Origin of the sequence: Streptomyces sp. 7-21, from assembly GCF_016741785.1 — a bacterium.
In the GTDB taxonomy this organism is placed as follows: Bacteria; Actinomycetota; Actinomycetes; order Streptomycetales; family Streptomycetaceae; genus Streptomyces.
The window spans coordinates 303,274-321,830 of sequence record NZ_JAERRL010000002.1; the positions used below are offsets into that span (position 1 = coordinate 303,274).

Annotated in this window: 18 protein-coding genes; 8 read left to right on the plus strand and 10 right to left on the minus strand. The window is 74.6% G+C overall.

Annotated features, from left to right (window positions below):
- Nucleotides 1–78 precede the first annotated feature (78 nt).
- The 3 genes from JK356_RS03515 to deoC are packed head-to-tail and all read right to left on the minus strand — an operon-like array spanning nucleotide 79 to nucleotide 3,378.
- Nucleotides 79–987, minus strand: a complete 909-nt coding sequence (locus JK356_RS03515; RefSeq protein ID WP_201865991.1) for an aldehyde dehydrogenase family protein — start codon at nucleotides 985–987, stop codon at nucleotides 79–81.
- A complete protein-coding gene (locus JK356_RS03520) occupies nucleotides 980–2,425 on the minus strand; it encodes an aldehyde dehydrogenase family protein (protein WP_201865992.1) in 1,446 nt (481 codons plus the stop codon). The genes JK356_RS03515 and JK356_RS03520 overlap by 8 nt, the downstream gene beginning before the upstream one ends.
- Before the next feature lie 5 nt (nucleotides 2,426–2,430).
- Entirely contained in the window at nucleotides 2,431–3,378 is a 948-nt protein-coding gene (gene deoC / locus JK356_RS03525; protein WP_201866123.1) for a deoxyribose-phosphate aldolase, read from the minus strand.
- A gap of 163 nt (nucleotides 3,379–3,541) precedes the next feature.
- Between deoC and JK356_RS03530 the strand changes: the two genes are divergently transcribed.
- Both JK356_RS03530 and JK356_RS03535 read left to right on the plus strand, forming a co-directional pair.
- Complete coding sequence (locus JK356_RS03530) at nucleotides 3,542–3,775, plus strand: hypothetical protein (RefSeq protein ID WP_201865993.1); 234 nt, start codon at nucleotides 3,542–3,544, stop codon at nucleotides 3,773–3,775.
- A gap of 36 nt (nucleotides 3,776–3,811) precedes the next feature.
- Complete coding sequence (locus tag JK356_RS03535) at nucleotides 3,812–4,438, plus strand: PH domain-containing protein (RefSeq protein WP_201865994.1); 627 nt, start codon at nucleotides 3,812–3,814, stop codon at nucleotides 4,436–4,438.
- Nucleotides 4,439–4,457: 19 nt separating this feature from the next.
- On the opposite strand, the gene JK356_RS03540 is transcribed toward JK356_RS03535, so the two are convergent.
- Nucleotides 4,458–6,155: a phospho-sugar mutase gene (locus JK356_RS03540; RefSeq protein WP_201865995.1), complete on the minus strand. Its 1,698-nt coding sequence runs from the start codon at nucleotides 6,153–6,155 to the stop codon at nucleotides 4,458–4,460.
- An 87-nt stretch (nucleotides 6,156–6,242) separates the two neighbouring features.
- Nucleotides 6,243–7,052 (minus strand): purine-nucleoside phosphorylase, encoded by an 810-nt coding sequence (locus JK356_RS03545; RefSeq protein WP_201865996.1) that lies wholly within the window; start codon nucleotides 7,050–7,052, stop codon nucleotides 6,243–6,245.
- A 197-nt stretch (nucleotides 7,053–7,249) separates the two neighbouring features.
- On the opposite strand from JK356_RS03545, the gene JK356_RS03550 reads away from it, so the two are divergent.
- Both JK356_RS03550 and JK356_RS03555 read left to right on the plus strand, forming a co-directional pair.
- On the plus strand, nucleotides 7,250–8,689 hold the full coding sequence (locus JK356_RS03550; protein ID WP_201865997.1) for an NAD(P)H-quinone dehydrogenase: 1,440 nt from the start codon (nucleotides 7,250–7,252) through the stop codon (nucleotides 8,687–8,689).
- 168 nt (nucleotides 8,690–8,857) lie between these two features.
- Complete coding sequence (locus JK356_RS03555; protein ID WP_236670648.1) at nucleotides 8,858–9,808, plus strand: DeoR/GlpR family DNA-binding transcription regulator; 951 nt, start codon at nucleotides 8,858–8,860, stop codon at nucleotides 9,806–9,808.
- Between the two features lie 151 nt (nucleotides 9,809–9,959).
- Here JK356_RS03555 and JK356_RS03560 read toward each other — a convergent pair whose 3' ends face one another.
- A complete protein-coding gene (locus JK356_RS03560; RefSeq protein WP_201865998.1) occupies nucleotides 9,960–11,738 on the minus strand; it encodes a biotin carboxylase N-terminal domain-containing protein in 1,779 nt (592 codons plus the stop codon).
- A 407-nt stretch (nucleotides 11,739–12,145) separates the two neighbouring features.
- On the opposite strand from JK356_RS03560, the gene JK356_RS03565 reads away from it, so the two are divergent.
- Nucleotides 12,146–12,622 (plus strand): hypothetical protein, encoded by a 477-nt coding sequence (locus JK356_RS03565; protein ID WP_201865999.1) that lies wholly within the window; start codon nucleotides 12,146–12,148, stop codon nucleotides 12,620–12,622.
- Here JK356_RS03565 and JK356_RS03570 read toward each other — a convergent pair.
- From JK356_RS03570 to JK356_RS03580, 4 genes are all read right to left on the minus strand, one after another.
- Nucleotides 12,557–13,171: a nucleoside triphosphate pyrophosphatase gene (locus JK356_RS03570; protein ID WP_201866000.1), complete on the minus strand. Its 615-nt coding sequence runs from the start codon at nucleotides 13,169–13,171 to the stop codon at nucleotides 12,557–12,559. The two genes, JK356_RS03565 and JK356_RS03570, sit on opposite strands and share 66 nt — an antisense overlap.
- Before the next feature lie 44 nt (nucleotides 13,172–13,215).
- Nucleotides 13,216–13,344, minus strand: coding sequence for a morphogenic membrane protein MmpB (gene mmpB, locus JK356_RS22125; RefSeq protein ID WP_269137083.1), 129 nt, complete (start codon nucleotides 13,342–13,344; stop codon nucleotides 13,216–13,218).
- Nucleotides 13,345–13,409: 65 nt separating this feature from the next.
- Nucleotides 13,410–13,646, minus strand: coding sequence for an acyl-CoA carboxylase epsilon subunit (locus JK356_RS03575; RefSeq protein WP_307815380.1), 237 nt, complete (start codon nucleotides 13,644–13,646; stop codon nucleotides 13,410–13,412).
- 39 nt (nucleotides 13,647–13,685) lie between these two features.
- Nucleotides 13,686–15,293 carry an acyl-CoA carboxylase subunit beta gene (locus tag JK356_RS03580; protein ID WP_201866001.1) on the minus strand — a complete coding sequence of 536 codons (1,608 nt, stop codon included), beginning with the start codon at nucleotides 15,291–15,293 and terminating at the stop codon, nucleotides 13,686–13,688.
- Nucleotides 15,294–15,511: 218 nt separating this feature from the next.
- Between JK356_RS03580 and JK356_RS03585 the strand changes: the two genes are divergently transcribed.
- From JK356_RS03585 to JK356_RS03595, 3 genes are all read left to right on the plus strand, one after another.
- A complete protein-coding gene (locus tag JK356_RS03585; RefSeq protein WP_201866002.1) occupies nucleotides 15,512–16,372 on the plus strand; it encodes a biotin--[acetyl-CoA-carboxylase] ligase in 861 nt (286 codons plus the stop codon).
- A gap of 266 nt (nucleotides 16,373–16,638) precedes the next feature.
- Entirely contained in the window at nucleotides 16,639–17,664 is a 1,026-nt protein-coding gene (locus tag JK356_RS03590) for an adenylate/guanylate cyclase domain-containing protein (protein ID WP_201866126.1), read from the plus strand.
- Nucleotides 17,661–18,494 carry an enoyl-CoA hydratase/isomerase family protein gene (locus JK356_RS03595; protein WP_201866003.1) on the plus strand — a complete coding sequence of 278 codons (834 nt, stop codon included), beginning with the start codon at nucleotides 17,661–17,663 and terminating at the stop codon, nucleotides 18,492–18,494. Before JK356_RS03590 ends, JK356_RS03595 begins: the two co-directional genes overlap by 4 nt.
- Nucleotides 18,495–18,557 lie beyond the last annotated feature (63 nt).

Genomic DNA, 18,557 nt, shown 5'->3' on the forward strand with positions numbered 1-18,557 from the left:
CCGCCGCACCGGAGTTGCCGGCGCCCGCCGGCCCGCTCGCTGGCCGGTGGTGACGGCCGCGGCCGTCACCACCGGCCGTCACAGCCCCTGCGGGTGCCAGACCGTCTTGGTCTCCAGGAACGCCAGCAGCCGCCCCGTGCCCGGGTCGGCGTGCCAGTCCTCACCGTCCGGCGCCGGCCGGCGGACCCGCTTGAGCGTCTCGGCGGCGGTAGCCTCCAGCTCGGCGGCGAGCTGAGGGTCCTCGACGCCCGTGAGGTCCAGCGCGTTGACGTCCCGGTGCGCCGCGAGCACGGGCGCGAGTTCGGCCGTGCGGCCCGAGAGGATGTTCACCACGCCGGGCGGCAGGTCCGAGACGGCCAGCACCTCCGCCAGCGTCAGCGCGGGCAGCGGCGACGGCTCGCTGGCCACGACGACCGCCGTGTTCCCCGAGACGATGACCGGGGCCAGCACCGACACCAGCCCGAGCAGCGAGGAGCGCGGCGGCGCCACGACGGCGACCACACCCGTCGGTTCGGGCACCGAGAGGTTGAAGTACGGCCCTGCCACGGGATTGGCGTTGCCCGCCACCTGCGCGATCTTGTCCGACCAGCCCGCGTACCACACCCAGCGGGCCAGCGCGGCGTCCGTCTCCGCGCCCGAGGCGTCGCCGCTGTCCGCCGCGAACTCGTCCCGGCGGCTCTGCATCATCTCCGCGATCCGGTACAGGATCTGGCCGCGGTTGTAGGCGGTCGCCTGCGACCACGGGCCGAACGCCTTGCGGGCTGCGACGACCGCGTCCCGCGCGTCCTTCCGCGAGGCCAGCGGCGCGTTGGCCAGCCAGGTGCCTGCCTCGTCGGTCACCTCGTACACCCGCCCGCTCTCTGACCGGGGGAAGCGGCCCCCGACGAACAGCTTGTAGGTCTTCCGCACGGGCAGCGGGCCGGCACCGCCGCCCGCCGCCGGGCCCAGAGCCGGACCGGCCACCGGTTCAGTCGCCTGCTCAGACATCGAGGTACGCCTCCAGACCGTGACGGCCGCCCTCCCGGCCGTAGCCCGACTCCTGATAGCCGCCGAACGGCGAGGCGGGGTCGAACCTGTTGAACGTGTTGGCCCACACCACGCCCGCGCGCAGGCGCTGCGCCATCCACAGGATGCGCGAGCCCTTCTCCGTCCAGATCCCGGCCGACAGCCCGTACGGCGTGTTGTTCGCCTTCGCCACGGCCTCCTCCGGCGTGCGGAACGTCAGCACCGACAGCACCGGGCCGAAGATCTCCTCGCGCGCGATCCGGTGCGCCTGCGTCACGTTGGTGAACAGCGTCGGCGCGAACCAGTAGCCCGACGACGGCAGGTCGCACGGCGGGGACCAGCGCTCCGCGCCCTCCGCCTCACCGGCCGCCGCCAGCTCGCGGATGCGGGCCAGCTGCGCGGCCGAGTTGATGGCGCCGATGTCGGTGTTCTTGTCCAGCGGATCGCCCACCCGCAGCGTGGTCATGCGCCGCCGCAGCGCCGCCAGTAGCTCCTCGGCCACCGACTCCTGCACCAGCAGCCGCGATCCGGCGCAGCACACGTGCCCCTGGTTGAAGAAGATGCCGTCGACCACGCCCTCCACGGCCTGGTCCAGCGGTGCGTCGTCGAAGACGATGTTGGCTGCCTTGCCGCCGAGTTCGAGCGTCAGCCGCTTGCGCGTGCCCGCGACCGCGCGGGCGATGGACCGGCCGACCGCCGTCGAGCCGGTGAACGCCACCTTGTTCACGTCCGGGTGCCGCACCACGGCCGCCCCGGTCTCGCCGTCGCCCGGCACGATGTTGACCACGCCCTTCGGCAGCCCGGCCTGCACGCAGATCTCCGCGAACCGCAGCGCCGTCAGCGGGGTGGTCTCGGCGGGCTTGAGGACGACGGTGTTGCCGGTTGCCAGCGCCGGCGCGACCTTCCACGCCAGCATCAGCAGCGGGAAGTTCCACGGGATCACCTGCCCGGCCACGCCCAGCGGCCGGGGATCGGGGCCCAGGCCCGCGTGCGCCAGCTTGTCGGCCCAGCCCGCGTAGTAGAAGAAGTGCGCGGCGACCAGCGGGATGTCCGTGTCCCGTGACTCGCGGATGGGCTTGCCGTTGTCCAGCGACTCCAGCACCGCCAGCTCGCGCGAGCGTTCCTGGATCAGCCGCGCGATGCGGAACAGGTACCCCGCGCGCACCGAGCCCGGCAGCCCCGACCAGCCGGGGAACGCCGCGCGCGCCGCCGCGACCGCCGCGTCCACATCCGACTCGCCGCCGTGTGCGACCTCGCTGAGCACCTCCTCGGAGGCGGGCGACAGCGTCTTGAGCACCCGCCCGTCCGCCGCCTCGCGGAACTCGCCGTCGATGAACAGCCCGTAGGACGGGGCGATGGGGGCCACCGCCCGGGACTCGGGCGCGGGCGCGTACGCGAAGACCTCGCTCGTGTCGTTCATCTCGATCAGTCCACCGTCACGTAGTCGGGTCCCGAGTAGCTGCCCGTGCGCAGCTTCTGGCGCTGCATCAGCAGGTCGTTGAGCAGGCTGGAGGCGCCGAACCGGAACCAGCGAGGGCTCAGCCAGTCCGGCCCCGCCGTCTCGTTGACCATCACCAGGTACTTCACCGCGTCCTTGCTGGTGCGGATGCCGCCCGCGGGCTTCACGCCGACCTGGCGGCCGGTCGCCTCGCGGAAGTCCCGTACCGCCTGGAGCATCAGCAGCGTGTGGGCGGGCGTGGCGTTCACCGCCGTCTTGCCGGTCGAGGTCTTGATGAAGTCCGCTCCCGCCAGCATCGCCAGCCAGGAGGCGCGGCGCACGTTGTCGTCCGTGGCCAGCTCGCCGTTCTCCAGGATCACCTTCAGGTGGGCAGCGCCGCCCAGCGCCTCGCGCACCGCGGCGATCTCCTCGAAGACCGCCAGGTACCGCCCGGCCAGGAACGCCCCGCGGTCGATGACCATGTCTACCTCGTCGGCGCCCGCCGCCACCGCGTCGGCCGCGTCCGCAAGCTTCACGGCCCGCGAGGCGCGCCCGGCGGGGAACGCCGTGGCTACCGAGGCCACCGCGACCCCGCTGCCGCGCAGCGCCTCCTTGGCGACGCCCGCCAGGTCCGGGTAGACGCAGATCGCCGCGACGGCCGGAGCCGAGGGGTCGGAGGGGTCGGGCGCCCTGCCCTTGGCGCACAGCGCCCGCACCTTGCCCGGGGTGTCCGCCCCCTCCAGCGTTGTCAGATCGGTCATCGAAATCGCCAGGTCGAGGGCGCGCGCCTTCGCCGTCGTCTTCACCGACCGCGTTCCCAGCGCGGCCGCCCGCGCCCGCAGCCCCACCGCGTCCACGCCGGGCAGCCCGTGCAGGAAGCGGCGCAGCGACGACTCGGAGGCGGTGACGTCCGTCAGATCCCTCAGCTCCGCCATGCTCACCAGACCAGCATATCTACGCGGGTAGTGCGCGGGTAGAGGATCGGCGGTGACGATGGGTCCCCACGGCGGCCACGCCGGGTCTACGGTGGTGCCCGAATGGGGAAGACCGCCCGTGAGGCGGACACGGAACGGGCACAGATCGGGGGCGGACCCACGGATGGCGCAGACACCGGAACCGGCGGGCACGGCGGACGGGGAGCGGGGCGGCTGCCCGGGGCCCCACCGGCAGTGCCACGCCTGCGCGGGCCAGCGGCTGGAGTTCCGGGAGACGCTGTACGTGCCGGCGTCGGGGCGCGCCCAGGGCGTCGCCGCCGCCCACACCTGCTGGCACTGCAAAGGGCTGGGCTACCACTGCAAGGCCCGCCGCCGCTGCACCCCGCCGCACCAGTGACCCGCTCCGGCGCGCCCGTCCGGCAGAATCGGGGGCATGAGTGAGCCCGTGAAGTACGCCGACCGCGTCTACCGGTCCGGTTCCGCGCTGGTCGCGGGCGTGCTGCTGCTCGGCCTGGTCGGCTGGCTCGGCGGCGACGCCCTGCTGCGCGGGGACGGGCGCACGCCGGTGACCGCCGTGGCGGCCATGCTGTTCGCCGCCCCGCTGATCACCGCGTTCACGCTGCGGCCCGCCGTTTTCGCCGGCGACGAACGGCTGCGCGTGCGCAACCCGTTCCGCACGATCGTGGCGCCGTGGGGGTCGGTGGAGGAGATCCGCGCCCGCTACTCCTGCGAACTTCTCGCCGGGGGCCGGAAGTACCAGATGTGGTCGATCCCGGTCTCGCTGCGCGCCCGCAACCGCGCCAACCGCTTCAACGAGCGCGCCGAGTCGGGCCAGCCCTCGCGCGGCGGCCTGCTGGGCCTGGGCGCCGGTGCCCAGGCCGCCGAGGGGCCGAAGACCGCGCCGGCCGACGCCGCCGTCGCCGAGCTGCGGGAACTCGCCGAGCGCCACGGTGAGAAGGAGTCGGCCCAGGGCCCGGTCACGGTCCGCTGGTCCTACGCCATCCTCGTGCCGCTGGCCGCCGGCGCCGTCGCGCTGGCCGTCCTCTGGCTGACGGCCTGAGGCCGGGCGCGCCGGTGTCTCACGGCGTGGGCAGCCGGCCGGCGAGGTCCGCGCGCAGCGCGGCCAGGAGCGCCGCCGCCTCGCGCCGGGCGGCGGGCAGCGCGTCGCGGCCGGACACGGGCACCACGGCCTCCAGGTAGCACTTCAGCTTCGGCTCGGTGCCGCTCGGCCGCACGAGCACCCGGGCGCCCTCCATCACGTACCGCAGCCCGTCGGTGGGCGGCAGCCCGCCCGCGCCCTCGCGCAGGTCCTCGGCCCGGATCACGGCGCGGCCGCCCAGCTCGGCGGGCGGATCGGCGCGCAGGCCGCGCATGGCCTCCTCGATCAGGGCGAGGTCGGTCACCCGCAGCGACAGCTGGTCGGTGGCGTGTACGCCGTGCCGCACCGCCAGGTCGTCCAGCAGCGACAGCAGGGTGCGGCCCTCCGCCGCCAGCACGGAAACCAGTTCCGCGGCGAGCAGCGCGGCGGTGATGCCGTCCTTGTCGCGCACGCCGCCGGGGTCGACGCAGTAGCCGAGCGCCTCCTCGTAGCCATAGGCCAGCCCGGGCACGCGCCCCAGCCACTTGAAGCCGGTCAGCGTCTCCTGGTACGGCCGCCCGGCCGCCCGGGCCATCTCGCCGACCAGGGAGGAGGAGACGATGGAGGCGGCGAAGGTGCCGGTGACGCCCTTGTCCAGCAGGTGGGCGGCGAGCAGCGCGCCGGTCTCGTCGCCGCGCAGCATGCGCCAGCCGCCCTCGGCGGCCGGGTCGGGCACGCCCAGCGCGCAGCGGTCGGCGTCCGGGTCGTTGGCGATCACCAGGTCCGGCGGCGGATCCAGGGCGCGGGCGGCGGCGAACGCCATGTCCATCGCGCCGGGCTCCTCGGGGTTGGGGAACGCCACGGTCGGGAAGTCCGGGTCCGGCTCGGCCTGCTGCGCCACCTCGGCGGGCGCCGGGAAGCCGGCGCGGGTGAACGCCTCGGCCAGCACGCGGCCGCCCACGCCGTGCAGCGGGGTGTAGACGACGCGGGCGGTGCGCGGGGAGCCCGGCGTCAGCGCGGCGGCGGACCGCTCCAGGTAGGCGGCGAGCACCTCGTCGCCCAGCACCTCCCAGCCGGTGTCGGGGCGCGGCACCGAGGACAGCGGGCCCACGGCGTCGATGGCGGCGGCGATGTCCCGGTCGGCGGGCGGCACGATCTGGCTGCCGTCGCCGAGGTAGACCTTGTAGCCGTTGTCGCGGGGCGGGTTGTGGCTGGCGGTGACGGCCACGCCCGCGACCGCGCCGAGGTGGCGGATCGCGAACGCCAGCACGGGCGTGGGCAGCGGGCGCGGCAGCAGGGCGGCGCGCATCCCGCCGCCCGCGCCGGTGATGACGGCGGCGGTGTCGCGGGCGAAGTCGGCGCTGCGGTGGCGCGCGTCGTAGCCGATGACGACGAGCCCCGGGGTGCGGGCGTGGTCCCGCAGGTAGGACGCGAGGCCGGCGGCGGCGCGGATCACCACGGCGCGGTTCATGCGCATCGGGCCCGCGCCCATTTCGCCGCGCAGCCCGGCGGTGCCGAACCGCAGCGTGCCGGAGAACCGTTCCGCCAGGGCGGCGGTGTCGCCCGCCTCCAGCAGCGCGGACAGCTCCGCGCGGGTGGCCGGGTCGGGATCCTCGGCCAGCCAGGCGCGGGCCCGGGCCAGCAGGCCGTCGCCGTGACCGCCGTCGTTACCGTCGTGCCGCTGCTGCTCCTGCGTCATGCGTCCGGTCTCCTGTGCTGTCGGTGTGCCTCGGTCGTCCCGTGCCGTGCGTCCCGGTCGTCTACCCGTTCCGGTCGCGCGCCGCGCTCAGATGCGGGTAAGCACCTGTGCCAGCAGGGCCCCCATCCGGGCGGCCGAGTCGCGGCCCGCCTGGAGGACCTCTTCGTGGTTGAGCGGTTCGCCGGTCAGCCCGGCCGCGAGGTTGGTGACGAGCGAGATGCCGAGCACCTCCGCGCCCGCCTCGCGGGCGGCGATGGCCTCCAGCACGGTGGACATGCCCACCAGGTCGCCGCCGATGGCCCGCACCATGCGGATCTCGGCGGGCGTCTCGTAGTGCGGCCCGGGGAACTGGACGTAGACGCCCTCCTGGAGCCCGGGATCGATCTCGCGGCACAGCGCGCGCAGCCGGGGCGAGTACAGGTCGGTGAGGTCGGTGAAGCGGGGGCCGGTCAGCGGGGAGGCGGCCGTCAGGTTGATGTGGTCGCTGATCAGGACCGGCTGTCCCACGTACATGCCCTCGCGCAGCCCGCCGCAGCCGTTGGTCAGCACGACGGTCTTGCAGCCGGCGGCGACCGCCGTCCGCACGCCGTGGACGACGGCGCCGACGTCGCGGGACTCGTAGTAGTGGGTGCGGCCGAGGAACACCAGGGCCCGGCTGTCGCCGAGGACGTAGGAGCGGACGGTGCCCGCGTGTCCCTGGACGGCCGGGGGCGGGAAGCCCGGCAGCTCGGTGACGCGGAACTCGGCCCGCGGCTCGCCGAGCGCGTCCGCCGCGGGGACCCATCCCGAGCCCATGACAACGGCCACGTCGTGGCTGGCCTGACCGGTCAGTTCGCGCACCTTCGCGGCTGCCGCGCTGGCCTGCTGGGCGTGGTGCTCGTTTCCTGAAGCGTTCACGCGCCGAGCCTAACCAATACGTCCCTACGCGCGTAGACGGCCTCCGGGTTCCTTTCCGGCTCCTGGCGCGATCACGCCGTCGTGTACGCCGCGTACAGCCCCGCGGAGACGGGCGCTGACCCCGTCCCCGGCCCGTTCTCCCGGGGCGCACGGCCCCCCTGCGCACGGTTCGCGGGGCCGTGCGGGACACTGGAAACGTGACTCGAATCGTGATCATTGGCGGCGGTCCCGGCGGCTACGAGGCAGCGCTGGTGGCGGCGCAGCTTGGCGCGGAGGTAACCGTCGTGGATCGCGACGGGCTCGGCGGGGCGTCGGTGCTGACGGACTGCGTTCCCTCCAAGACCCTCATCGCCACGGCCGAGGTGATGACCGGCTTCGACTCCTCGCACGAGGAGCTGGGCATAGAGATCGACCACGACGGCGACGGCATCGGCGACGAGGTGCGCGGCATCGGCGTGGACCTCGGCAAGGTCAACCGCCGGGTCAAGCGCCTGGCGCTGGCGCAGTCGGAGGACATCATGGCCTCCGTCACCCGCGCCGGCGTGCGGGTGGTGCGGGGGCGCGGCCGGATCCGGCCGGGGCAGGCCCCCGACGGCACGCGCACGGTCGAGGCCGAACTCGCCGACGGCGGCACCGCCGAGCTGGCGGCCGACGGCGTGCTGATCGCCACCGGCGGCCACCCCAGGGAGCTGCCCGACGCGCGGCCCGACGGCGAGCGGATCCTGACCTGGACGCAGGTCTACGACCTCCAGGAGCTGCCGCGCGAGCTGATCGTCGTCGGCTCCGGGGTCACCGGCGCGGAGTTCGCGGGCGCCTACCAGGCGCTCGGCTCGCGGGTGACGCTGGTCTCCTCGCGCGACCGCGTGCTGCCGGGCGAGGACCCGGACGCCGCTGCCGTGCTGGAGGACGTCTTCCGCCGCCGCGGGATGAACGTCATGTCCCGCTCCCGGGCCGCCGCCGCCAAGCGGAACGGCGACACGGTGGAGGTGACGCTGACCGACGGCCGCGTCATCACCGGCAGCCACTGCCTGATGGCGGTCGGCGCGGTGCCCAACACCCAGGACATGGGGCTGGAAGAGGCCGGGGTACAGCTGACGGACTCCGGCCACATCGTCACCGACAAGGTCTCCCGCACCACCGCTCCCGGCATCTACGCGGCGGGCGACTGCACCGGCGTGCTGGCGCTGGCGTCGGTGGCCGCGATGCAGGGCCGCATCGCCATGTACCACTTCCTCGGCGACGCGGTCGCCCCGCTGGATCTGAAGACGGTCTCGGCCAACGTCTTCACCGACCCCGAGATCGCCACCGTCGGCTACTCCCAGGCCGACGTGGACGAGGGGCGGATCGACGCCCGGGTGGTGAAGCTGCCGCTGCTGCGGAACCCGCGGGCCAAGATGCAGGGCGTACGGGACGGCTTCGTGAAGCTGATCTGCCGTCCCGGCACCGGCATCGTCGTCGGCGGCGTGGTCGTGGCGCCGCGCGCCAGCGAGCTCATCCATCCGATTTCGATCGCCGTGGACAACAGTCTGACGGTGGAACAGATCGCAAAGGCGTTCACCGTGTACCCGTCTCTGTCCGGGTCGATCGCGGAGGCCGCGCGGCAGCTCCACACGCGGAAAACCGCCGAGGAACAGTAGGCACTGGTCAGCGCGGGGCTCACACGGGTGCGCGCGGGGCGTATATCACGCCGGGGGCGTGCACGCAGACAACTTCGGTAATTCCAGGGAAGCGGCTGAAAGCAGACGGTCGTAGGGGTTACTGTCGGTTCCGTGTTCGCTGCTGAACGTCGTCAGATGATCCTTGAGATGGTGCGAGCCAACGGAGCCGTGTCGCTCCGCGAACTCGCCCGCGTTGTCCAGACCTCCGAAGTGACCGTGCGGCGCGATGTGCGCGCCCTGGAGGCGGAAGGACTGCTGGACCGCAGACACGGTGGCGCGGTCCTGCCCGGGGGCTTCACCCGGGAAGCCGGATTCCCTCAGCGGGCGATGGCCGCCACCGCTGAGAAGACCGCGATCGCCGAGGTGGCCGCCGGGCTGGTGCGCGACGGCGAGGCCGTCGTCGTCGGCGCTGGCACCACGACGCAGGAGCTGGCCCGCCGCCTCGCGCGCGTGCCGGGGCTCACCGTCGTGACCAACTCCCTGCTCGTGGCGCAGGCGCTGGCCCACGCCAACCGCGTCGAAGTCGTCATGACCGGCGGCACGCTGCGCGGCTCCAACTACGCGCTGGTGGGCAGCGGCGCCGAGCAGTCGCTCCAGGGGCTGCGCGTCAGCCGGGCGTTCCTGTCCGGCGCCGGGCTCACGGCCGAACGCGGCCTGTCCACCCCCAACATGCTGGCCGCCAGCGTCGACCGGGCGCTGGTGCGCGCGGCGGCCGAGGTCATCGTGCTCGCCGACCACACCAAGATCGGCACCGACACGATGTTCCAGACGGTGCCGCCGGACCAGATCGACCACCTGGTCACCGACCAGCCGTCGACCGAGTCCGAGCGGGGCGCCGCCCAGCTGGAGGCGCTCGCCGAGCGCGGCGTGCGGATCTCCGTGGCGGGTGGCCAGGGCACGGCGCCCGGCCGCGTCGGCCCGGCAGCCGAGCGGCCCGAACGCGCCGACCGGGCGCCGGAGCGGGGTGACCGCGCCGAGCGGGCCGACCGGGGAGAGCCCCGGGCGCCGGAGCGGGGCGCCGACGGCCCGCCGCAGCGCCGCGACCTCGCCGTGCCGGGCCCGCGCCGCGTCGTCGGGCAGGTGCCAGGCCGCCGGTGACCGGTGCGGCGCGGCCCGCGGCCCACCGGCAGGCGGGCCGCGCCTCCCGGGACGCTGGCGGCGGATCAGCGCGGGCAGGACACGGAAAGGCGCCCCCCGCCCGTGGGACGGGGGGCGCCTGGCCGCGCGACCGGCGCGCCGGCCGGCGGTGTCAGTCCTTGATCTCGCAGATGACGGCGCCCGCCGAGACCGAGCCGCCCACCTCGGCCTTCAGGCCGCTGATGGTGCCCGAGCGGTGGGCGTTGATGGGCTGCTCCATCTTCATCGCCTCCAGCACGACCACCAGGTCCCCCTCGGCGACCTGCTGGCCGTCCTCGACGGCGACCTTCACGATCGTGCCCTGCATCGGCGAGGCCAGCGCGTTGCCCGAGACGGTGCTCGCCGCGCGCCGCCCCGCGCGCCGCCGCGCGGGCTTGGCGCCCCCGGCGACGGCCGCGCGCGCCAGCGGCATCGCCAGCGTCGCGGGCAGTGAGACCTCCAGCCGCTTGCCGCCCACCTCGACCACGACGGTCTCGCGCGGCGCGGCGTCGCCCTCCTCGGGTCCGGCCGGGGCGCCGAAGGGCTTCAGCGGGTTGCTGAACTCCGTCTCGATCCACCGGGTGTGGACGTCGAACGGCTGGCCCTCGCGGCCGTTCACCTCCGGGGCGAAGGCCGGGTCGGTCACCACGAGCTGGTGGAACGGGATCGCCGTCGCCATGCCCTCGACCCGGAACTCCCGCAGCGCGCGGGCCGCCCGCTGGAGCGCCTGCTTGCGGTCGGCGCCCGTGACGATCAGCTTCGCCAGCAGCGAGTCCCACGCCGGGCCGATCACCGAGCCGCTCTCCACGCCCGCGTCGAGCCGCACGCCCGGGCCGCTGGGCGGCGCGAAGGTCGTGACCGTGCCGGGAGCGGGCAGGAAGTTGCGGCCCGGGTCCTCGCCGTTGATGCGGAACTCGATGGAGTGGCCGCGCACCGGCGGGTCGTCGTAGCCCAGCTCCTCGCCCTCGGCGATCCGGAACATCTCGCGCACCAGGTCGATCCCCGTGACCTCCTCGGTCACCGGGTGCTCCACCTGGAGGCGGGTGTTGACCTCGAGGAAGGAGATCGTGCCGTCCTGGCCGACGAGGAACTCGCAGGTGCCCGCGCCGACGTAGCCCGCCTCGCGCAGGATCGCCTTGGAGGCGCGGTACAGCTCGGCGTTCTGCTCGGGCGTCAGGTAGGGGGCGGGCGCCTCCTCGACGAGCTTCTGGTGCCGCCGCTGGAGCGAGCAGTCCCGGGTGGAGACCACGACCACGTTGCCGTGCTTGTCGGCCAGGCACTGCGTCTCCACGTGGCGCGGGCGGTCGAGGTAGCGCTCCACGAAGCACTCGCCGCGGCCGAACGCCACCTGCGCCTCGCGGACGGCCGAGTCGTACAGCTCCGGGATCTCCTCCAGCGTGCGGGCCACCTTCAGGCCGCGCCCCCCGCCGCCGAAGGCCGCCTTGATCGCGATCGGCAGGCCGTGCTCGCGGGCGAACGCGATGACCTCGTCGGTGCCGGACACCGGGTCCTTGGTGCCCGCGACGAGCGGGGCGCCCGCGCGCTGCGCGATGTGCCGGGCGGCCACCTTGTCGCCGAGCGCCCGGATGGCGGCGGGCGGCGGGCCGATCCAGGTCAGGCCCGCGTCGATGACGGCCTGCGCGAAGTCGGCGTTCTCCGACAGGAATCCGTAGCCGGGGTGCACGGCGTCGGCGCCCGCGTCGGCGGCGGCCTTGAGTACCTTGTCGATGTCGAGATAGCTGGTGGCCGGGGTGTCACCGCCGAGGGCGAACGCCTCATCGGCTGCCCGGACGTGGACGGCGTCCCGGTCCGGGTCGGCGTAGACGGCGACGCTGGCGATGCCGGCGTCCCGGCAGGCCCTGGCGACGCGAACGGCGATTTCGCCACGGTTGGCGATGAGCACCTTGCGCACGATGGCTCCTTCCTCGGAACAAGGCGAGTTTAGGTACTAGCGACACCTTGCAACGAGTCGCCCACATGGGTGACCGCGCGCAAGCGGAGGGTGAGCGACGGTTAGCGGTGTCCGCGCGAACCGCTGGTGGCCTTGCAAAACCACGGTACGCGCCGGGTTGGCGTCTGCCACGGCGTTGGTCCAAGGCTGCTGGAATACAGGCACCCCATCACAGCGCTCGGGAATGGGCATTGTGGGGTTCCGCCAATATCGGGGGCCGAACTTTGCGTGCCGCGCCTCCGCTGGCCCGGCGGTCCGCCCAGCCGCCCCGCGCGGCGGCGCACCCGCCGCTGCCGCCCGTGCGCGAGGTCTTGCCCAGTCCTTTACCCGGCAGTAACGTGCGCCCCGTGAACCGGGGCAGACGAAGCGTGGCCGCGATAACGGCGGCCCTCGTCATCGGCGGCGCGGTGGTGCTCGGCACCGTGCATCTCGTCCTCGGCATGGCCGCGGACCGCCAGCAGATGTCCGTGGCCGGGATCTCCCCGGCCACGATGAGCGTGTCCGCCTGGTCGGCCGGTGCCGTGCTGGCCGCCTTCCTGCTGCTGTGCGCCGCGCTGCTGCTGCGCACCGCGCTCACCGACCGGTCGCCCGCCCGGCTGGGCCGGGCGCTGCTGACGGGCGCCGCCGTGCTGCACGCGGCGCTCGCCGCGCTCGCCGTCGGGCTCGTCGGCTGGGGCGCCTTCGCCGCGCTGATCGCCGTGTTCGTCCTGCTGATGCTCACGCTGACGCTGTATCCGCCGGGCGGTGCGGCGCCGCGCCGCACGCCGTCCGTTCCCGCGTCAGACCCACAGGTCGGTCAGGGCGACGCCGGCCTTCGCGAGCAGGCGGCGCAGCAGCGGCAGTGACAGGCCGATCACGTTGCCCGCGTCCCCGTCGATACCGTCCAGGAACGGCGCGGCCCGCCCGTCGAGGGTGAACGCGCCCGCGACATGGAGGGGTTCGCCGGTCGCGACGTAGGCGGCGATCTCCGCGTCGCTGGGCTCACCGAACCGGACGGTCGTGGACGCCACCGCCGTCTCGCGGTGGCCGCTGGCGGTGTCGACCAGGCAGTGCCCGGTGTGCAGCACGCCCGCGCGTCCGCGCATCGCCTTCCAGCGGGCCGTGGCCTCCTCGGCGCTGGCGGGCTTGCCGAGCGCCTCGCCGCCGAACTCCAGCAGCGAGTCGCACCCGACGACCAGCGCGCCCGCCGCCTCCGGGCGGGCAGCCACCGCCGTGGCCTTGGCCTCGGCGAGCGCCGCGGCCAGGCCGGTGGGCGTCGGGGCGCTGATCGCGTCCTCATCGACGCCGCTGACGACGACCTCGGGGGCGAGGCCCGCCTGCCGCAGCAGGCCGAGGCGGGCGGGCGAGGCGGAGGCGAGCACGAGCCGCCGCGCCGGGCTGGAAGTACCGCTCATGGCAGGCGAGCCTACGGCCTTGGGCCGGACGCCTGGGCCGCGGGTCAGCGCCACAGCACCAGCAGGGCGGCCGCCACCATGGCGGCGGCCAGCACCCAGCTCGCGCGGCGCAGTTTCCGGGCGGTGGCGCGGGGCACGTCATCGGGCTCCCGGCGCAGGTCGGACCACAGCATGCGCCCGATCCTGCCCGCCGGGCGGCGGGCACGCCTGAGTACGCGTACTCAGATTGGTGCGGCGTTCAGGCCGGCCAGCAGCTCGCCCGCCACGCCCCGGGGCCCGGCGCGGGCAGCGGCCGGGGCAGCGTGCGCGCCGGATCGTGCCAGGCGCTCGGGCGCCGCCCCGCGCCGGCCTCGGCGCGGGCGGCCTCGCGGGCCAGGGCGGCCGCGCGCGCCCGCACCACCGCCACGGCCGCCGCCAGCTCCTCCGGCGTCGGCCGTCCCCGCACGACCCTTATCTCCTCCACGATCTCCTCCACGCGTCCTCCTCCGTGCCGTCCCTCCCGCCCGCCGGGGACCTACAGGGGAATGTTCCCGTGCTTCTTGGGGGGCAGCTGCTCACGCTTGGTACGCAGGGCACGCAGCCCCTTCACGATCTGCTGGCGCGTCTGCGAGGGCCGGATCACGGCGTCCACGTAGCCGCGCTCGGCCGCCGCGTAGGGGTTGAGGAGAGTGTCCTCATACTCCTGCTGGAGCCGCAGGCGTTCGGTCTCGCGCTCGTCGGCGTCGTCGATGGCGGCGAGGCGGCGGCGGTGGAGGATGTTCACCGCGCCCTGGGCGCCCATCACCGCGATCTGTGCGGTCGGCCACGCCAGGTTCAAATCCGCCCCCAGGTGCTTGGAGCCCATCACGTCGTAGGCACCGCCGAACGCCTTGCGCGTGATCACCGTGATCAGCGGCACCGTCGCCTCCGCGTAGGCGAAGATCAGCTTGGCGCCGCGCCGGATGATGCCCTGGTACTCCTGGTCCGTGCCCGGCAGGAAGCCGGGGACGTCCACGAACGTGAGCACCGGGAGGTTGAACGCGTCGCAGGTGCGCACGAACCGGGCCGCCTTCTCCGAGGCGTTGATGTCCAGGCAGCCCGCGAAGTGCATCGGCTGGTTGGCGACCACGCCCACCGGGTGGCCCTCCACCCGGCCGAAGCCGGTGACGATGTTGGGCGCGAACTGCGGCTGCGTCTCCAGGAAGTCCCGGTCGTCCAGCACCCGCTCAACCGCCTGCCGGATGTCGTACGGATGGTGGTCGGAATCGGGGATCAGGGTGTCCAGCTCCCGGTCGTCCTCGGTCACCGACAGCTCCGCCTCGACCGGGAAGACGGGCGGTTCGGACAGGTTGTTGGACGGCAGGTACGACAGCAGCGCCTTGACGTACTCCACCGCGTCCTTCTCGTCCGCCGCCATGTGGTGCGCCACCCCGGAGCGCGTGGCGTGCGTGCGGGCGCCGCCCAGCTCCTCGAAGCCGACCTCCTCGCCCGTCACCGTCTTGATCACGTCCGGACCGGTGATGAACATGTGCGACGTCTGGTCGACCATCACCGTGAAGTCCGTGATCGCGGGCGAGTACACGGCGCCGCCCGCGCACGGCCCGAGGATCAGCGAGATCTGCGGCACCACGCCTGAGGCGTGCACGTTCCGCCGGAAGATCTCCGCGAACAGGCCCAGCGCGACGACGCCTTCCTGGATGCGCGCCCCGCCGCCGTCGTTGATGGCGATGACGGGGCAGCCGGTCTTCATGGCGAAGTCCATGACCTTGACGATCTTCTCGCCGTACACCTCGCCCAGCGAGCCGCCGAAGACCGTGAAGTCCTGCGCGTACACGCACACCGGCCGGCCGTCCACCGTGCCGTAGCCCGTCACCACGCCGTCCCCGTACGGGCGGTTGTCCGCCATGCCGAAGCTGGTCGAGCGGTGCCGCGCGAACTCGTCGAGCTCCGTGAACGACCCCTCGTCCAGCAGCAGCGCCACCCGCTCCCGCGCCGTCAGCTTCCCCCGGGCGTGCTGCTTGGCGACGGCCCGCTCCGAGCCGGCGTGCGTCGCCTCCCTCACCCGCCGCTCGAAGTCGGCGATCTTGCCGGCGGTGGTGTGGGTGCCGGGCGGCGGGACATCCTGCTGGGACTGCTCGGGCACGGGCCGCGCCTCCTCGAAGGTCCGTCATGACTCGGTACCGCGTGACTACCGAGCCGTAGGGTAACGCTCCGTCGCCGGATCCGGGCCTGCCGTGTTGCTTACACCACTCCGGTCTCCCCGAGCCGCTCCCGAACCGCTCTCGACACCGTGCCCGGGCCGCTGCCCCGGCGGCAGCCGCCCGTACCCGGCGCCCGCCCCGCCCGCTTAGGCTGACGGCCATGAGTCCCCGATCGCGCTGGTCAGACCTGGAGAGGCCACCGCTCAACGCCGCCGCGCTGCGCACCGCACTGGTGCGGGAGGGCGGCCCCTACACCGGGCTGACGGTCACCGAGTCCACCGGCTCGACCAACGCCGACCTGCTGGCCGCCGCCCGCGCGGGCACCGCGCCCGCCGGCACCGTGCTGGTCGCCGAGGAGCAGACCTCGGGCCGCGGCAGGCTCGGCCGGGGCTGGAGCGCCCCGCCCCGCTCCGGCCTGTTCTTCTCGGTGCTGCTGGCGCCCGGGCCCGCCGTGCCCGCCGCGCGGTGGGGCTGGCTGCCGCTGCTCGCCGGGGTCGCCGCCGCCACCGCGCTGTCCCGCACCGCCGGGGTGGACACCGCCCTGAAGTGGCCGAACGACCTGCTGGTCACCGTGGACGGCGAGGAGCGCAAGTTCGGCGGCATCCTCGCCGAGCGCACCGCCGGCCGGGACGGGGACCCCGCCGTCGTCCTCGGCATCGGCCTGAACGTCTCGCTGCGCGCCGAGGAGCTGCCGGTGCCGCACGCCGGCTCGCTGCGGCTGGCCGGCGCCCCGGTCCTCGACCGCGACCCGCTGCTGCGCGCCGTGCTCCGCTCCCTCGCCGACTGGTACACCCGGTGGGCGGACAGCGGCGGGGATCCCGCGGCCAGCGGGCTGGACGCGGCGTACGCGGCAGGCTGCGCCACCCTGGGCCGCCAGGTGCGCGCGGAGCTGCCCGGCGGCGCTGAGCTGCACGGGGAGGCCGCCGCCATCGACGGTGACGGCAGGATCGTGGTCGTCACCGGCGACGGCACGCGCCACCCGCTGGCGGCGGCTGACATCGTTCACCTCCGTGCGACGTGACACACGGCACACTGCCGTAGGGTGGTCACCGACCCGTCCGCGCGCCGCGCGCGGGCGGACCCCGGCCGGGACGTCGCCGTCCGGCGGGGGAGGCGGACAGGCGACGCCGCGCGTGAGCCGCGCGGACGAGCGGAACGGTAGGGCAGTGCACAGCGGAGGGAATCCCACCACGGAGGCCGGCGGTGGCCGTGGCTGAGGACGGGCCAGACGCCCCCGGCCCCGCCGGGCCGGGGCACGAGGACGGCCCGCAGGACGGGGACGAGACGATCGCGCTGCGCATGGAGCAGCTGATCATCGGAGCCGAGCGGCAGTACACCCCTTTCCAGGCGGCCCGCGCGGCGGGCGTGTCCATGGAGCTGGCGGCCCGCTTCTGGCGTGCCATGGGCTTCCCCGACATCGGTCAGGCCAAGGCGCTGACCGAGGCGGACGTGCTGGCGCTGCGGCGGCTGGCGGGGCTGGTCGAGGCCGGGCTGCTGAGCGAGTCCATGGCCGTGCAGGTGGCCCGGTCCACCGGGCAGACCACGGCCCGGCTCGCCGACTGGCAGATCGACTCGTTCCTGGAAGGGCTCACCGAGCCGCCCGAGCCGGGCATGACGCGCACCGAGGTCGCCTATCCGCTCGTCGAGCTGCTGCTGCCGGAGCTGGAGGAGTTCCTGGTCTACGTGTGGCGGCGGCAGCTGGCCGCGGCGGCCGGGCGGGTGGTGCAGGCGCAGGACGACGCCGAGATGGTCGACCGCCGGCTGGCGGTCGGCTTCGCCGACCTGGTGGGCTTCACGCGCCTGACCAGGCGCCTGGAGGAGGAAGAGCTGGGCGAGCTGGTTGAGGCGTTCGAGACCACGGCCGCCGACCAGGTCGCGGCCCAGGGCGGGCGGCTGATCAAGACGCTGGGTGACGAGGTGCTGTTCGCCGCCGACGAGCCCGGCACCGCCGCCGAGATCGGGCTGCGGCTGGTGGAGACGCTCGGCGACGACCCGATGATGCCGGAGCTGCGCGTCGGCATCGCCTTCGGCACCGTCACCACCCGCATGGGCGACGTGTTCGGCAACACCGTCAACCTCGCCAGCCGCCTGACGTCGATAGCGCCCAAGGACATGGTGCTGGTGGACGGGGCGCTGCGAGAGGAGCTGACCAGCGCCGGCCTGGCGCCCCGCTCGGAGAAGGCCGCCGACACCGAGGAGGGCCGGGCGGCGCACTACCGCTACGCGCTCCAGCCGCTGTACCAGCGGCCGGTGCGCGGGCTGGGCATCGTGGAGCCGTGGCTGCTGACGAGGAGAGGGGACAGCGAGCGATGACCGGGGCAGCCGGTGAACTGGCAGGGGAGCGGCGGTACGGCGAGTGGGTGGTGGTGCGGCACGACGCGGCGCACCCGCACGTCGCCGAGCTGGTGCTGGACCGGCCGCGCGCCATGAACGCGCTGTCCGCCGAGTTCTCCCGGCGGCTCGCCGAGGCGTGCGCCGACCTGGCCGGGGAGCCGGGCGCGGGCGTGCGCGCCGTCGTGCTGTCCTCCACGCATCCCCGCGCCTTCTGCGTGGGCGCCGACCTCAAGGAGCGCAACCAGCTGGACGACGAGGGGCTGGCCCGGCAGCGGGAGGTGATGCGCGAGGCGTTCGGCGGGCTGCTCGGGCTGCCGATGCCCGCGATCGCCGCCGTCCACGGCTACGCCCTCGGCGGCGGCCTGGAACTCGCCCTGTCCTGCGACCTCATCATCGCCGACCCCGGCAGCGAGCTGGGGCTGCCCGAGGTGTCGGTGGGCGTCGTCCCCGGCGGGGGCGGCACGCAGCTGCTGCCGCGCCGGGTGGGCGCCGCGCGGGCAGCCGAGCTGATCTTCACGGCGCGGCGGGTGACCGCGGCCGAGGCGCTGGGGCTGGGGCTCGTCGACCGGCTGGCGGCCAGGGGGGAGGCGCGCGCCGAGGCGTTCGCGCTGGCCGACCGCGCCGCCGCCCACTCGCCGGTCGCCGTCCGCGCCGCCAAGCGGGCGCTGCGCGCCGCCTGGGGGCTGCCGCTGGAGCAGGGGCTCCAGGCGGAGGACGCGGCCTGGCGGGACGCGGCGTTCTCCGCCGACCGTGCCGAGGGCGTCGCGGCGTTCAACGAGAAGCGTCCGCCGCGCTGGCCGGGGGCCTAGCCCGGGCCCGCGCCGGCCCGCCTCCACCCAGTGGCCCCCGGGCGGCGGCGCGGTGCGGGGCGC

Excerpts from the sequence above, each read along its gene's own strand:
- JK356_RS03515 (WP_201865991.1), bottom strand. The coding sequence starts at position 987 with ATGTCTGAGCAGGCGACTGAACCGGTGGCCGGTCCGGCTCTGGGCCCG.
- JK356_RS03520 (WP_201865992.1), bottom strand. The coding sequence starts at position 2,425 with ATGAACGACACGAGCGAGGTCTTCGCGTACGCGCCCGCGCCCGAGTCC.
- deoC (WP_201866123.1), bottom strand. The coding sequence starts at position 3,378 with ATGGCGGAGCTGAGGGATCTGACGGACGTCACCGCCTCCGAGTCGTCG.
- JK356_RS03530 (WP_201865993.1), top strand. The coding sequence starts at position 3,542 with ATGGCGCAGACACCGGAACCGGCGGGCACGGCGGACGGGGAGCGGGGC.
- JK356_RS03535 (WP_201865994.1), top strand. The coding sequence starts at position 3,812 with ATGAGTGAGCCCGTGAAGTACGCCGACCGCGTCTACCGGTCCGGTTCC.
- JK356_RS03540 (WP_201865995.1), bottom strand. The coding sequence starts at position 6,155 with ATGACGCAGGAGCAGCAGCGGCACGACGGTAACGACGGCGGTCACGGC.
- JK356_RS03555 (WP_236670648.1), top strand. The coding sequence starts at position 8,858 with ATGGTGCGAGCCAACGGAGCCGTGTCGCTCCGCGAACTCGCCCGCGTT.
- JK356_RS03570 (WP_201866000.1), bottom strand. The coding sequence starts at position 13,171 with ATGAGCGGTACTTCCAGCCCGGCGCGGCGGCTCGTGCTCGCCTCCGCC.
- mmpB (WP_269137083.1), bottom strand. The coding sequence starts at position 13,344 with ATGCTGTGGTCCGACCTGCGCCGGGAGCCCGATGACGTGCCCCGCGCC.
- JK356_RS03585 (WP_201866002.1), top strand. The coding sequence starts at position 15,512 with ATGAGTCCCCGATCGCGCTGGTCAGACCTGGAGAGGCCACCGCTCAAC.
- JK356_RS03595 (WP_201866003.1), top strand. The coding sequence starts at position 17,661 with ATGACCGGGGCAGCCGGTGAACTGGCAGGGGAGCGGCGGTACGGCGAG.